The sequence below is a fragment of the Acetivibrio cellulolyticus CD2 genome, assembly GCF_000179595.2.
Taxonomy (GTDB): Bacteria; Bacillota; Clostridia; order Acetivibrionales; family Acetivibrionaceae; genus Acetivibrio; species Acetivibrio cellulolyticus.
This window is the reverse complement of record NZ_JH556657.1, coordinates 228469-242514: the sequence shown is the minus strand read 5'-3', so window position 1 is coordinate 242514 and position 14046 is coordinate 228469. Positions and strand designations below refer to the sequence as shown.

Annotated in this window: 14 protein-coding genes; all 14 read left to right on the top strand. The window is 37.0% G+C overall.

The window, feature by feature from the left end; all coding sequences use genetic code 11:
* The first annotated feature begins 11 nt into the window (after nucleotides 1–11).
* The 14 genes from hemW to coaBC all read left to right on the top strand — a co-directional run bounded on the left by hemW (nucleotide 12) and on the right by coaBC (nucleotide 14037).
* Entirely contained in the window at nucleotides 12–1154 is a 1143-nt protein-coding gene (gene hemW / locus ACECE_RS0213150; protein ID WP_010247863.1) for a radical SAM family heme chaperone HemW, read from the top strand.
* Between the two features lie 205 nt (nucleotides 1155–1359).
* Nucleotides 1360–2439, top strand: coding sequence for a heat-inducible transcriptional repressor HrcA (gene hrcA / locus ACECE_RS0213145; protein WP_010247860.1), 1080 nt, complete (start codon nucleotides 1360–1362; stop codon nucleotides 2437–2439).
* 24 nt (nucleotides 2440–2463) lie between these two features.
* Complete coding sequence (gene grpE, locus ACECE_RS0213140; protein ID WP_010247857.1) at nucleotides 2464–3075, top strand: nucleotide exchange factor GrpE; 612 nt, start codon at nucleotides 2464–2466, stop codon at nucleotides 3073–3075.
* A gap of 45 nt (nucleotides 3076–3120) precedes the next feature.
* Nucleotides 3121–4962, top strand: coding sequence for a molecular chaperone DnaK (dnaK, locus tag ACECE_RS0213135; RefSeq protein WP_010247854.1), 1842 nt, complete (start codon nucleotides 3121–3123; stop codon nucleotides 4960–4962).
* A gap of 193 nt (nucleotides 4963–5155) precedes the next feature.
* Nucleotides 5156–6304 (top strand): molecular chaperone DnaJ, encoded by a 1149-nt coding sequence (gene dnaJ / locus ACECE_RS0213130; protein WP_010247851.1) that lies wholly within the window; start codon nucleotides 5156–5158, stop codon nucleotides 6302–6304.
* 25 nt (nucleotides 6305–6329) lie between these two features.
* Nucleotides 6330–7274: a 50S ribosomal protein L11 methyltransferase gene (prmA, locus tag ACECE_RS0213125; RefSeq protein WP_010247849.1), complete on the top strand. Its 945-nt coding sequence runs from the start codon at nucleotides 6330–6332 to the stop codon at nucleotides 7272–7274.
* Nucleotides 7256–7999, top strand: coding sequence for a 16S rRNA (uracil(1498)-N(3))-methyltransferase (locus tag ACECE_RS0213120; protein ID WP_010247846.1), 744 nt, complete (start codon nucleotides 7256–7258; stop codon nucleotides 7997–7999). The genes prmA and ACECE_RS0213120 overlap by 19 nt, the downstream gene beginning before the upstream one ends.
* Nucleotides 7999–8370: a response regulator gene (locus tag ACECE_RS0213115; RefSeq protein ID WP_010247843.1), complete on the top strand. Its 372-nt coding sequence runs from the start codon at nucleotides 7999–8001 to the stop codon at nucleotides 8368–8370. Before ACECE_RS0213120 ends, ACECE_RS0213115 begins: the two co-directional genes overlap by 1 nt.
* A gap of 363 nt (nucleotides 8371–8733) precedes the next feature.
* The gene (locus ACECE_RS0213110; protein ID WP_407636665.1) at nucleotides 8734–10437 is read left to right on the top strand and encodes an RICIN domain-containing protein; all 1704 of its coding nucleotides are present in this window, start codon (nucleotides 8734–8736) and stop codon (nucleotides 10435–10437) included.
* A gap of 181 nt (nucleotides 10438–10618) precedes the next feature.
* Nucleotides 10619–11497: a YicC/YloC family endoribonuclease gene (locus ACECE_RS0213105; protein WP_010247838.1), complete on the top strand. Its 879-nt coding sequence runs from the start codon at nucleotides 10619–10621 to the stop codon at nucleotides 11495–11497.
* An 18-nt stretch (nucleotides 11498–11515) separates the two neighbouring features.
* The gene (gene remA / locus ACECE_RS0213100; RefSeq protein ID WP_010247835.1) at nucleotides 11516–11791 is read left to right on the top strand and encodes an extracellular matrix/biofilm regulator RemA; all 276 of its coding nucleotides are present in this window, start codon (nucleotides 11516–11518) and stop codon (nucleotides 11789–11791) included.
* 11 nt (nucleotides 11792–11802) lie between these two features.
* Nucleotides 11803–12426, top strand: a complete 624-nt coding sequence (gmk, locus tag ACECE_RS0213095; protein ID WP_010247832.1) for a guanylate kinase — start codon at nucleotides 11803–11805, stop codon at nucleotides 12424–12426.
* A 40-nt stretch (nucleotides 12427–12466) separates the two neighbouring features.
* Nucleotides 12467–12703, top strand: a complete 237-nt coding sequence (rpoZ, locus tag ACECE_RS0213090; protein WP_010247829.1) for a DNA-directed RNA polymerase subunit omega — start codon at nucleotides 12467–12469, stop codon at nucleotides 12701–12703.
* A gap of 128 nt (nucleotides 12704–12831) precedes the next feature.
* Nucleotides 12832–14037, top strand: a complete 1206-nt coding sequence (coaBC, locus tag ACECE_RS0213085; RefSeq protein ID WP_010247826.1) for a bifunctional phosphopantothenoylcysteine decarboxylase/phosphopantothenate--cysteine ligase CoaBC — start codon at nucleotides 12832–12834, stop codon at nucleotides 14035–14037.
* Nucleotides 14038–14046: the final 9 nt, after the last annotated feature.

Below are 14046 nucleotides of genomic sequence, written 5' to 3'. Positions count from 1 at the left end.
TGTGTGTTGGTATGGATAATAAAAAAAGTATAGGCATATATATTCATATACCTTTTTGCAGGGCAAAATGTTTTTACTGCGATTTTAATTCCTTTGCATGCAGGGACGAGCTTGTCCCTGCATATTTTAATGCCTTGAAAAAGGAAATCAGCTTATATGCAGAAAAGCTTAAAGGTTACAACATAAAAACTGTATTCATCGGAGGGGGTACACCTTCGGTGGTTGATGCGCAATATATATATGAAATTATGAGCCTGTTGAATCAGAAATTGGATATAGATAAAAAGGCTGAGATCAGTATTGAGACAAATCCCGGAACTTTGAATTTGGAAAAGCTACAAATATATAAGGAAATAGGTGTGAATAGATTAAGTATTGGCCTGCAGGCTTGGCAGGACAGGATACTTAAAATGCTTGGGAGAATACATACAGCTAAAGAGTTTGAAGATAATTTTAAACTTGCAAGACAAGTTGGTTTTGATAATATAAATGTTGATTTAATATTCGGCATTCCTGATCAATCTTTTGAAGATTGGTGCGAGACTTTGAAAAGTGTTACTGAACTGGGCCCGGAGCACATGTCATGCTACAGCCTTAAAATTGAGGAAGGTACTATATTTGGAAGTAGGCTGGAAAATGGGGAACTTGAACCTTTAGATGATGATATTGACCGAAAAATGTACAGTTACACTAAAGACTATCTTGCAAAAAAGGGATACAAACATTATGAAATATCGAATTTTGCAAAGCCGGGATATGAATGCCGGCACAACCTGGTATATTGGGATGTGGAAGAGTATATTGGGATTGGAGCAGGATCACATTCGTTTTTTGAATCTACCAGGTTTAACAACGTCTATGATATTGAAAGTTATATATCCAGCATTCTAGGTGAAAAAATTCCTTCTGAAAATGCAGAGAGTATAAATAAGAAGGAAAGCATGGCTGAGTTTATGATTCTAGGTTTAAGGCTTATAGACGGTGTAAGGGTAGAGGATTTTAAGAGCAGATTTGGTGTAGAAATCTATAGTGTGTATGGCAAAGAAATAAATAGACTGGTGGACTGGAAATTGATAATTGTAAAGGAAGGATTCATAAGCCTTAGCTCTATTGGGCTTGATTATGCAAACCAAGTGTTCATGGAATTTATTTAAGGAATGGCTGAAGTTATATTTCCAGAATTCTTTAATTGAAAGAGAAAACAAGCTACGGCGAAGAAAATAATTAGTGCGAATAATATTACAATTTAAAAGCAAATAATATCCATAAAAACATCTTGACAAAAGAAATCTACGGTGGTATTTTTAAAATAGTATTAGCACTCATTAAGGTAGAGTGCTAACAAAAGGAGAGATAATGATGTTTTTGGACGATAGGAAGAGGTTGATTTTGCATGCAATTATCGACGATTACATCAGTACCGCTGAACCTATAGGTTCTAGGTCAGTTTCAAAAAAACACGAGTTGGGACTTAGTTCTGCTACAATAAGGAATGAGATGGCGGATCTTGAGGAGATGGGTTATCTTACACAGCCGCATACATCAGCTGGTAGAATACCTTCCGATAAGGGATACAGGTTTTATGTGGATCAGTTGATGAAAGCCTGTGAACTTACTGTTGAGGAGATAAATACTATTAAGCGTGAAATGGAGACCAAAATCAATGAGCTCAGTCAGCTTTTAAGGCAGGCATCTGCTACCATGTCACGTTTTACGAAATACACCTCAATGGCAGCAACACCTGAAAGAAAAAACAGTGTTTTAAAAGCTGTTCAGGTTGTTCCAATTGAAAGAGGCAGTGCACTGGTAGTTGTAGTTACCAATGCAGGGATTGTTAAGAATAGTTTGGTTAAGATACCGGATACGGTATCTCCCGAGTTTTTAATAAGGGTTTCAAACATTTTTAATGAAAAATTAAGTGGCCTTACATTAGAACAAATTAATATAGTAGTAATAAGGGAAATTGAGATTTTAATAGGGTCATCCCAGGAGTTATTGTTGCCGATCTTAAACGGCGTGACCGAATGCATTAATCAAATTGATGCTTCAGAAGTATATCTTGATGGTACTACCAATATATTGAATTTTCCGGAATTTAGTGACGTTGTTAAGGCAAGAGAATTTTTAAACCTGATGGATACAAAGGATATACTATCTTTAGTGCTTAGCAGTATAGGCAGTGATGATAATAATGGTGGTATTAATATTCAGATAGGTAAAGAAAACAAGATTGAGGAAATGCAGGATTGCAGCTTGATAACGGCTACCTATAATTTAGGCGGTTTGGTTATTGGAACGATAGGAATTATTGGACCAACAAGAATGGAATATGCAAGGGTTCTTGCAGCAATGAATTATGTCAGAAGAAAAATAAATGAAGAAATTGATAGATTAATTGGTACAAACTTCAAGGATTTGAATAGAGATAAGAATTTATAATCAAAGGAGGGTTAACAGATTCCAATGAAGAAGAAAGATAATTTCAAAAACGACAAAGAGCAAAATATGAATAAAGATGAGTATTTAGACAAAGGTCTTGGTGATGGGGCAGAAACTGAATGCGATTGTGGTTGTGGTTGCAATCAGGCAGAAGATTCAGCTTCCAGTCAGGAAGTTGAAGAATTAAAGTCAAAGCTTGAAGAAAAGACAAAACAGTGTGATGATTATTTCAACATGCTGCAAAGAACAGCGGCTGAGTTTGATAACTTTAAAAAAAGGACTGCCAGAGAAAAAGAGGCTTTGTATCTAGATGCTACAATTGATGTTGTTGCTGCTTTCCTGCCTGTAATTGACAACATAGAAAGAGCAGTTCAGGCGGCAAACAACGATGCAGGGGACAATTCACTTAAAGAGGGAATAGATCTTGTATACCGTCAGTTCAAGGATGTAATGAAGAAACTCAATGTTGAAGCTATAGAAGCTGTAGGTAAAGAGTTTGATCCAAATCTGCATAACGCTGTTTCACATATAGATGATGAACAATATGGAGAAAATGTTGTAGCAGAAGAGTTCCAAAAGGGATACATTTTTAAGGACAAAGTTATAAGACACAGTATGGTTAAGGTAGCAAACTAGAAATTTAACGTAAAAAAATATATATTAATAGAAGGAGGCTTTATTATGGCTAAGGTAATTGGAATAGACTTAGGAACCACAAACTCATGTGTGGCGGTAATGGAAGGTGGAGAACCTGTTGTTATAGCAAATTCTGAAGGAGGTAGAACAACCCCATCAGTTGTAGCTTTTTCAAAGACAGGTGAAAGACTTGTAGGACAGGTTGCTAAAAGACAGGCTATTACAAACCCTGAGAGGACAGTAATATCCATTAAAAGAGATATGGGTACAGACAGAAAGGTAAAAGTAGACGACGGTTCTTATACTCCACAGGAAATCTCAGCAATGATTCTTCAAAAGATTAAGACTGATGCTGAGGCCTACTTAGGTGAAAAAGTGTCTCAGGCTGTTATAACAGTTCCTGCATATTTCAGTGACGCACAAAGACAGGCTACAAAGGATGCCGGTAAAATTGCAGGACTTGAAGTTTTAAGGATAATAAACGAACCTACTGCAGCGGCGTTGGCTTATGGCCTTGATAAGGAACATGAACAGAAAATACTTGTATTTGACCTTGGTGGAGGTACGTTTGACGTATCCTTGCTTGAAATTGGTGACGGAGTATTTGAAGTTTTGGCAACACATGGTAACAATAGACTTGGTGGAGATGATTTTGACGAAAGAATAATGAATCACCTTGTTGATACTTTCAAGAGAGAAAACGGCATAGATTTGAAGAATGACAAAATGGCTATGCAGAGACTTAAAGAAGCTGCAGAAAAAGCAAAAATTGAATTATCCGGTGTTACAACAACAAACGTAAATCTTCCGTTTATTACAGCTGATGCGACTGGGCCAAAGCACCTTGATGTTACAATTTCAAGAGCAAAATTTGATGAATTGACAGCTGATCTTGTTGAAAAGACTATGGAACCGACAAGACGTGCAATGCAGGATGCTAACCTTAGTCCAGACAAAATAGATAAGATTCTATTGGTTGGTGGTTCTTCAAGAATACCTGCTGTTCAGGAAGCCGTTAAGAAGTATTTTGGCAAGGAGCCTTTCAAAGGTATAAATCCTGACGAATGTGTTGCTGTAGGTGCTGCTATACAGGCTGGAGTTCTCACAGGTGAAGTTAAAGATTTGCTGCTTCTTGACGTAACTCCGCTTTCACTTGGTATTGAAACTCTTGGCGGGGTATTTACAAGATTGATAGATAGAAATACAACAATACCTGCAAAGAAGAGTCAGACATTCTCAACAGCTGCAGACGGACAGACTGCTGTAACAGTAAGGGTATTCCAGGGTGAAAGGCAAATGGCTGCTGACAACAAGCTGTTAGGTGAGTTTAACCTTGACGGTATTCCACCAGCTCCAAGAGGAGTGCCACAGATTGAAGTTACTTTTGACATAGATGCAAACGGTATTGTTCATGTATCTGCAAAAGACCTTGGTACAGGTAAAGAGCAAAAAGTAACTATAACAGCTTCCACAAACCTCTCTGACGCTGAAATTGACAAGGCTGTAAAAGATGCGCAGAAGTTTGAGGCAGAAGACAAAGCGAGAAAAGAATCAGTTGATGTTAGAAATAATGCAGACTCTATGGTATTCCAGTCTGAAAAGACTTTGAAGGATCTTGGAGATAAAGTTGGAAGCGATGACAAGGCAAAAATCGAAGCTGAAATAAATAAGGTAAAAGAAGCTTTGAAGGGCACAGATACTGAGTCCATCAAAAAGGCAACAGATGATTTGAGTAAAGCATTTTATGACGTGTCAGCAAAGATTTATCAGCAGAATCCTGGAGCAGCAGGCCCTGATATGGGTGGAGATCCTGGAGCGCAGGCAGGTCCAGATGGACAGGAAAACGTGTACGATGCAGATTATAAAGTAGTTGACGACGACAAATAATTTAGTGCAAGGTTTAATTTATCAAATGAAAGGCCAAAGTCATTGAAAATGGCTTTGGCTCTTTGTTGTAATATTATTGCAAAGTATAATATCTAGAGAAGTGTAATTAATATATTTTTGCAATTTACATACTATGTGGTATAATCTTTTCTATGTGTGTTATTAAAACTTATGATTTGAAGGAGTTGATTGGGTGGCTAATAAGAGAGACTATTATGAAGTCCTCGGTGTTGACAAAAGTGCATCCGATGCTGATATAAAAAAGGCTTACAGGAAAATGGCAAAACAATATCACCCTGATATGAATCCGGGAAATAAAGAAGCTGAGGCTAAGTTTAAGGAAGCAAATGAGGCTTATGAGGTTTTGAGTGATTCCCAAAAGAGAGCACAGTATGATCAGTTCGGTCATGCGGGCTTTGAACAGGGAGGCTTTGGCGGCGGTTTCAATGGTGATTTTGGTGATTTTGGTGGCTTTGGAGATATATTTGAGACGATCTTTGGTGGCTCAGGTTTTGGAGGAAGATCTTCTTCAACGAAAGCCCGTAGAGGACCTCAAAAAGGAGCTGACTTAAAAACTTCTGTAGATATCAGTTTTGAGGAAGCGGCTTTTGGGGTTGAAAAGGAGATCTCGATAAATAGGATGGAGGTCTGCGAAAAGTGTGAAGGATCAGGGGCAAAACCTGGAACTCAACCATCGACATGTCAGCATTGTAATGGAACGGGACAGATTCAGTATAAACAGAGAACGCCTTTTGGACAATTTGTGAATATAAAGACTTGTGATGTTTGCCACGGAGAGGGTAAAGTGATAACAAGCCCTTGTGAGGCATGTAATGGTAAAGGCAGGATACGAAAACCAAAGAAAATGAAAGTTAATATCCCTGCAGGAATTGATGACGGACAGACAATATCCTTAAGAGGAGAAGGAGAGCCCGGATCAAAAGGTGGTCCTGGAGGAGATCTCTATATTTCCATAAGGGTAAAGCCCCATGCTATTTTTCAGAGACAGGGTAATGATGTCGTTTGCGAGATGCCGATAACCTTTGTGCAAGCAGCATTAGGTACTGAATTGGAGGTTCCTACACTTGATGGAAAGGTGAAATATACTGTGCCAGAAGGTACTCAAACAGGATCGGTTTTCAGGCTTAAGGGTAAAGGTATTCCTTTCTTGAGAGGAAATGGCCGCGGGGATCAGTATGTAAAGGTACAGGTTGAAGTGCCAACGAAGCTTAACGACAAACAAAAATCTATTCTAAAAGATTTTGCTGAATTAAGTGGGGATGAAGTGCATGAACAGAGGAAGTCTTTTTTTGAAAAAGTAAAGGATGCCTTTGGAATGTAATATTTTTATGGAGGACTATTAGTATATGATTTGGCATGAAGTAAGGATAAAGACAACTGAGGAAGCATACGATGCAGTTACGGAGATGCTTACATCCATAGGTGCAGGTGGAGTTGCTATTGAAGACCCCAATGATATAATAAGTGAATTGTCAAAACCTGATTCGTTGGACTATGCTGATGAAGAATTCTTAAGCAGTCTGGAAGAGGCAGTTACAATAAAGGCGTACTTTTCAGAAGAAAAAAATATTTCCGAACTTACGTCACTAATTGAGGAAAAACTTAAGTTTATCAGTCAGTTTCTGAATGTAGGTGAAGGGTTTGTAGGGACATCACAGGTGGATGATGAAGATTGGAGTACATCCTGGAAAAAATATTACAAACCACTTAATTTAACTGATAAATTGGTTATAAAGCCCTCGTGGGAAAGCTACGAAAAAAAGAACGACGAAATAGTTGTAGAGATGGACCCGGGAATGGCTTTTGGAACAGGAACGCATGAGACTACACAAATGTGTTCTATCTTGTTGGAGAAGTATGTGAAGCCGGGAGATAAAGTAATAGACCTGGGATGCGGTACAGGTATACTTTCAATAATAGCTGCCAAATTGGGTGCAGAAGCTGTTACAGCGGTTGATATTGATGAAGTGGCAGTAAAAGTTGCCAAGGAAAACTGTGCTATAAATGGCGTAGATGGTAAAGTTTCGGCTTTTAGAGGGGTTATTGATGATCTCAAAAAGGAAAAAGCGGATATTATTGTTGCGAATATTATTGCAAATGTTATAATTGATATATCAAGCAAAATTCCTTCATATTTAAAGAAAGATGGTCTGTTTGTTACTTCAGGTATTATAAAGGAAAGAAGTCAGGAAGTTCTTGAAGCCTACACAAAGCTGGGTTTTAAATGCGAGCAATTTGAAGAACTTGGGGAATGGGTGGCGATTGTATTTAGATGCCTAGATTCTTTATAAACTCAAAAGATGTTTTTGACGATAATATAAATATTACAGGTGAAGACTATAATCACATTAAAAAAGTGTTGAGGCTAAAGTGTGAAGAAATTGTCACGCTCAGCGACGGAATAGGAAATGAGTATGTAGCAGAAATTAAGGATTTTGGCGATGGTTTTGTGCATACAAAGGTTATTGAGTCGTATAAAAACACAACTGAGCCTCCGATTAAAGTTACCCTGTATCAAGGTTTACCTAAATCAGATAAAATGGATTTCATTATTCAGAAAAGTGTTGAACTTGGAATAAGCAGAATAGTTCCGGTTCTTACTGAAAGGACTGTAGTAAGACTGGATAGTGAAAAAGATGCAGCGAAAAAGTGTGAACGATGGAACCGTATTTCACAGGAAGCAGCTAAACAATGTAACAGGGGCATTATACCCAAAATAGAAGTTCCCATAAGTTTTAAAGAGGCGATAAAGAAAGTGCATGATGTGCCGTTATCATTGATACCTTATGAAAAGGAGTCAAAAAACTCTTTAAAACAAATTCTTAAAAGCGTTGGAGATATAAGCGAAGTCTCAGTTTTTATCGGACCGGAAGGCGGATTTACAGAGCAAGAAATAGAGGAGGCAGTTAATTGTGGGCTTTCTTCTGTTACACTTGGGCCAAGAATACTGAGAACTGAAACTGCTGGAATTACTGTTTTAACAATACTCATGTATGAATTGGGAGATGTGGGTTAATGAGAAAGCTTACGTTTGTTGTAGTAGACGATGCAATTTTTATGCGTACGCTGTTAAAGAAGATGATTGAAGAGTATGATGGGTATACAGTTGTAGGTGAAGGCTCAAACGGATATGATGCAATTGATCTGGCTAAGTTGCATCAACCAGACATCATGACTCTGGATATTACTATGCCTGAACTTGACGGAATAAAAGCAGTAAGCGATATTCTTAAATTCAGCCCTGAAACCAGAATAATCATGGTTTCAGCTATGGGACAACAGTCAATGGTTATAGAAGCTATTAAACTTGGTGCAAAAGATTTTGTTGTAAAGCCTTTTGAAAAGTCAAGAGTTATGCAGGCCATTAAAAATGTTCTGGTTGAATAATTCTATAATAAGTCTATAATTCAAGAAATGTAAGTCTAGTATTTAAGTCCATGGGAATGTTTATTTCCAAGGACTTTTATTTTTATGGGAAATATTGTTTTGAATGAGGAAAGGTATATTGTGGTTTTTATTAGTTTAGTCTATAATTTATATAAATAGGCTTAATTTTGATTTGCGTCTAAAACTCTAAAGTTTCGATTTAGCTAACAGGTACAAGGTATAAAATCTGGAATTCACAAATTCAACATAATATAATTTGTTATAAAAAAATCAAAGGTTAAGTGAGTATTAAATAGGGGAGACTTTATTATGAAAAAATCATTTATTTCACTTGCTTTGGTAGTTTTTTTTCTTTCATTGATAATGATTGTTCCGAATTCATTGTCTTTAGCAGCAGAAGGTACATTGACAAATGGAACACAATTTAAAGACACGTCAGGAAACATAATACATGCTCATGGTGGTGGATTAATTAAATATGGAGGTTATTACTATTGGTATGGGGAATATCGTGATAGTTCAAATTACTTTTTGGGAGTCAGATGTTACCGATCAGCAGACCTTGTAAACTGGGAATACAGAGGCGAAGTATTGTCTCCAAATTCGGCATCAGAACTTGCAAAGTGTAATATTGAAAGACCAAAGGTTATGTATAATGCATCTACAAATGAATTTATTATGTGGATGCACTGGGAGAATGGAATTAATTATGCTCAGGCAAGGGCTGCAGTTGCTTATTGCAAAACTCCCGACGGCAAATATACATATAGTGGAAGCTTCAGACCGTTGGCATCTACAGGCGTGACAGATCATGGACTCCAGGGATATATGTCAAGGGATTGCAATGTATTTGTTGACACAGATGGTAAAGGTTATTTTATTTCTACGGCAAATGAAAACATGGATTTGCACGTGTATGAATTGACTTCTGACTATAAAAGCATAGCATCTCTTAAAGCAAAGTTGTTTGTAGGTCAACAGAGAGAGGCGCCATGCCTTGTTAAAAGAAACAACTATTATTACCTTATTACCTCGGGTTGTACAGGTTGGGATCCAAACCAGGGAAAATATGCTTATTCACAGAGCTTGGACAGCGGGTGGTCTTCACTTTATAACCTGGGAAATTCTACTACATATAACTCCCAACCGGCATTTATAATACCTGTTCAGAGCTCTACGGGAACAGAATATCTCTATACCGGAGACAGGTGGGCAGGAGCTTGGGATGGCAAAGTAAATGATTCGCAATATGTATGGCTTCCTTTAGAATTCAGATCAGATACAAGCTTGCAACTACCATTTTATAACTCTATAAAAATAAATGCTGCTGAAGGGAAAATTACTGAAAACATACCTGATACAACAAAGTATAAAATAGTGAATAAAAATAGTGGAAAGGTGCTTGATTCCAGGGATGGAACTCAAGCAGCACAGCTTGTTCAATGGACCGACAATACTAGTGCCAGCCAGAGTTGGTATCTAGTTGATACGGGCAGCGGTTATAAAAAGATAGTTAGTTCAGCTAGTGGACTGGTTTTGGATGTTAAAGATAGTTCTACTTCAGATGGTGGTGCAATTATTCAATGGTATAGTAATGGAGGTACAAATCAGCAATGGCAATTTATAGATATTGGAGATGGGTATTACAAAATTAAAAATTGCAGTAGTGGAAAGCTGCTCGATGTCACAAAATGGTCGACTGATGATGGCGGACTTATTCAACAGTGGTCCGATGCCTCAGGTGCAAATCAAAATTGGCAACTTGTTCGGTTAACTGATATTACAACACCTACACCAACTAAAACATCAACTCAAACACCAATAGTTACGTCAACACCTACAAAGACAACCCAAACAGTTGTAAAAGGGGATGTTGATGGCAACGGAACAGCAAATTCAATAGATTTTGGTTATATGAGAATGTATTTGCTTGGTTCAATAAAACAGTTTCCAACGTCAGATCCCAATGTTGGATATCAGGGAGCCGATATTGACGGTAACGGTTCATTCAATTCAATTGACTTTGGATATATGAGACAATTGCTATTGGGAATGAGGACATTTTAATTTAGGTTTCGAGTAAAATGCAAATTGCCATGTAATTTGCATTTTTATTAAGTAAACGTGAGAAAATAGGAAAAAACACAAAAAAAATTAAGATTATACCTGTAATTTATCGATAATTATGTTATAATGCATATTGTTTGGAATAAGACTATATTAAATTCATAAAAAGGATGAATTGATTATGATAAGAAGTATGACAGGGTTTGGCAGGGGGAAGTCACAGGCTGATGGGATGGAATGCCTGGTAGAAATAAAAACTGTAAATCATAGATATAGTGATATTTATATTAAGATTCCAAGGCAGATTTCATTTCTTGAGGACAAGGTAAGAGAAGTGGTAAGTAAAGCCGTATCACGTGGTAAAGCAGATGTTTATGTCAGTTTTGATGACTTCAGCGAAGATTCCAGAAGTATAATGATTGATGAAGGGCTTGCAAAGACCTATATTGATACAGTGAGGCTTTTGAAAGATAAATACGATCTTCAGGACGATATATCCGTTTCCCTTATTGCTAAATTTCCTGATGTATTGAAGGTTGAGAAAGTTGAGCAGGACGAGGAAAAAATGTGGAAGCTCATAAGTGAAGCTTTAGATGGTGCTGTTGATTCCTTAATCAATATGAGGCAGATCGAGGGAGAAGGTTTAAAAAACTGTATTCTGGAGAGAACTGATTATATCGAGAATATTGTTAAAGAAATTAGTATAAGAGCTCCTGAAGTTGTAAAAGAATATAAGTGTAAATTAGAAAACAGAATTAAAGAATTGCTTGATCAGCAGATTATTGATGAAAACAGGATAGCGACAGAAGTAGCAATATTTGCAGACAGGTGCAGTATTGATGAGGAGCTGGTAAGACTTACAAGTCATATCGGCCAGCTAAGGGAGACATTGAAAATCGGGCAGTCTGTTGGAAGAAAACTTGATTTTTTAATCCAAGAGATGAATAGAGAAATAAACACCATTGGTTCAAAGGCCAATGATTTAAATATAACAAAATTTGTTGTTGATATTAAGAGTGAATTGGAGAAAATAAGAGAACAGATACAAAATATCGAATAAGTATTAGGAGGAATATTAATGAAGTTAATAAACATTGGATTTGGGAATATTGTATCCGCTAGCAGGCTTGTTGCTATAGTCAGTCCTGAGTCCGCACCTATAAAGAGAATAATTCAGGAAGCAAGAGAGCGCGGAATGCTGGTTGATGCAACCTATGGGAGAAGGACAAGAGCAGTAATAATTACTGATAGTGATCATATAATATTATCTGCTGTACAGCCTGAAACAGTAGCTCATAGATTAAACAGCAAGGAAACTGAAGTAGTTGTTGAAGAGGAAGAATTGGAAGAATAGGGGGAACTGTGATGTTCCGTGAGGGACTTTTAGTGGTAGTTTCAGGCCCATCAGGCACTGGTAAGGGCACACTTCTTAGCAATATAAAAGAAAGAGAAAAAAATATAAGGTTTTCTGTTTCTGCGACGACAAGGAGTCCAAGAAGTGGCGAGATAGATGGAGTAAATTACTTTTTTAAAACACATGAAGAATTTGACAGCATGATTAAAAACAATGAGCTGGTAGAATGGGTAAAATATTGTGATAATTTTTATGGTACACCCAAAAAGTGTATTGAGGACACTATAAAATCAGGGTTTGACTGTTTACTGGAGATTGAGGTTGAAGGTGCATTGAACATTAAAAAGATTTACCCTGATTGTGTATCAATATTTATTCTGCCACCATCCTTTGAAGAGTTAAGAAGAAGGATAGAAGCCAGAGGTACGGAAAAAGCTGAAGTTATAGATAAGCGTATGGATAAGGCTATAAAAGAAATGAACTATGTAGACAGATATGACTATGTTGTTGTGAACGATAGGATTGAAGAGGCTGTAAGTAGCATTAGCAGTATACTAACCTCAGAAAAACTTAAGTTCGAAAGGAACATAAATATACTTGAGAGTATTGGAATAGAAAATAGGAGTTTTGCTTAGAAATAAATTGTGCAAAAAACTAATTGGAGGTTTGAGACTTATGAAAGATAATAATGTAAAGAAACAGTCAATGATTGATCCCGGTATAAGTTCATTGCTAAATAGGGTAGACAGCAGATATACATTGGTTGTAGCGGCAGCTAAAAGAGCAAGACAAATTACAGAAGGCGCACATAAGCTTACAGAATGTGAGTCTGAAAAACCGGTAACTATTGCAATTAATGAAATTGATGAGCAGAAGATTACATATATCAGGACAAAGAGCGGAATAAAGTAAGGTGTATGTAATTTATAAAGTTTAGATTGAGGTTGAGACGCTAATGGTTTTTCTCAATCCCAATCTTATTTTTTGAGGAATTTAGGGATACTAAAAACCCTGTGATTTCTTGTTATGGAGAGGATTTTATGTTAGAGGGCAAAACAGTTGTAGTAGGTGTTTGTGGCGGCATAGCAGCATATAAAGTGGTTGAAGTAGTTAGCAGGCTAAAAAAGCTTAATGCGGATGTTAATGTAATTATGACCGAAAATGCTGCTAAGTTTGTTACTCCACTGACCTTCAGGTCAATTGCACATAATCCTGTTATAACAGATATGTTTGATGAGCCGAAGGAGTGGGATATACAGCATATATCACTAGCTACAAAAGCTGATGTTATAGTGGTTGCTCCTGCTACTGCAAACATAATTGGAAAAGTTGCAAACGGTATTGCCGACGACATGCTTTCAACTACAATAATGGCTTCAAAAGCTCCTGTAGTTTTTGTGCCGGCAATGAATACCAATATGTATGAAAATCCAATTGTTCAAGATAATATAAAAAAACTTTCTGAACGTGGATATATATTCTTAGAAACTGAAACCGGACGTATGGCATGCGGAACTGTAGGAAGGGGACGATTGCCTGAACCGTCGGCTATTGTGGAAAGTGTCAGCGAACTTGTTTGCAGTAAGTGTGATCTAAAAGATTTAAAAGTTTTGATAACTGCAGGACCTACGCAGGAACCTATAGACCCTGTAAGGTTTATTTCCAACAAATCGTCTGGGAAAATGGGATATGCTATTGCAGCACAGGCAAGTAAAAGGGGTGCTAAGGTCAAGATTATATCAGGCCCGGTTAATCTTAAGACTCCATGTGGAGTTGAGGTCATCGGAGTAAAAACTGCTCATGAAATGTTTAGTGAAGTGATGAAAAGCTATGAGGACTTTGATGTATTAATTATGGTTGCAGCTGTAGCAGATTACAAATGTGCTAATACATCAGATAAGAAGATTAAAAAGAAAGATGACAATTTGACTATAGAATTAGTTAAAAACCCTGACATAGCGAAAGAACTTGGAAAAGTGAAAGGAAACAGGATATTGGTAGGGTTTAGTGCGGAAACTAATGATCTTATCAATAATGCCTGTGAAAAGCTTACTTCAAAGAATTTGGATTTGATAATCGCTAATGATGTTACACAGGAAGGTGCAGGGTTTGAAACTGATACAAATATAATAAAGATCATAAAAAGAGACGGAAATATACTGGATTTTCCTATAATGAGTAAAACAGAAGTTGGGGATAGGATTTTAGATGAAGTGTTAGCTTTGTTGCGAAAAGATTATTATTGACAACAAGTG

Bases quoted from the DNA above. Each gene is read 5' to 3' on its own strand.
- hemW (WP_010247863.1), top strand. From the start codon at position 12: ATGGATAATAAAAAAAGTATAGGCATATATATTCATATACCTTTTTGC.
- hrcA (WP_010247860.1), top strand. From the start codon at position 1,360: ATGTTTTTGGACGATAGGAAGAGGTTGATTTTGCATGCAATTATCGAC.
- grpE (WP_010247857.1), top strand. From the start codon at position 2,464: ATGAAGAAGAAAGATAATTTCAAAAACGACAAAGAGCAAAATATGAAT.
- dnaK (WP_010247854.1), top strand. From the start codon at position 3,121: ATGGCTAAGGTAATTGGAATAGACTTAGGAACCACAAACTCATGTGTG.
- prmA (WP_010247849.1), top strand. From the start codon at position 6,330: ATGATTTGGCATGAAGTAAGGATAAAGACAACTGAGGAAGCATACGAT.
- ACECE_RS0213120 (WP_010247846.1), top strand. From the start codon at position 7,256: ATGCCTAGATTCTTTATAAACTCAAAAGATGTTTTTGACGATAATATA.
- ACECE_RS0213115 (WP_010247843.1), top strand. From the start codon at position 7,999: ATGAGAAAGCTTACGTTTGTTGTAGTAGACGATGCAATTTTTATGCGT.
- ACECE_RS0213110 (WP_407636665.1), top strand. From the start codon at position 8,734: ATGATTGTTCCGAATTCATTGTCTTTAGCAGCAGAAGGTACATTGACA.
- ACECE_RS0213105 (WP_010247838.1), top strand. From the start codon at position 10,619: ATGATAAGAAGTATGACAGGGTTTGGCAGGGGGAAGTCACAGGCTGAT.
- remA (WP_010247835.1), top strand. From the start codon at position 11,516: ATGAAGTTAATAAACATTGGATTTGGGAATATTGTATCCGCTAGCAGG.
- gmk (WP_010247832.1), top strand. From the start codon at position 11,803: ATGTTCCGTGAGGGACTTTTAGTGGTAGTTTCAGGCCCATCAGGCACT.
- rpoZ (WP_010247829.1), top strand. From the start codon at position 12,467: ATGAAAGATAATAATGTAAAGAAACAGTCAATGATTGATCCCGGTATA.
- coaBC (WP_010247826.1), top strand. From the start codon at position 12,832: ATGTTAGAGGGCAAAACAGTTGTAGTAGGTGTTTGTGGCGGCATAGCA.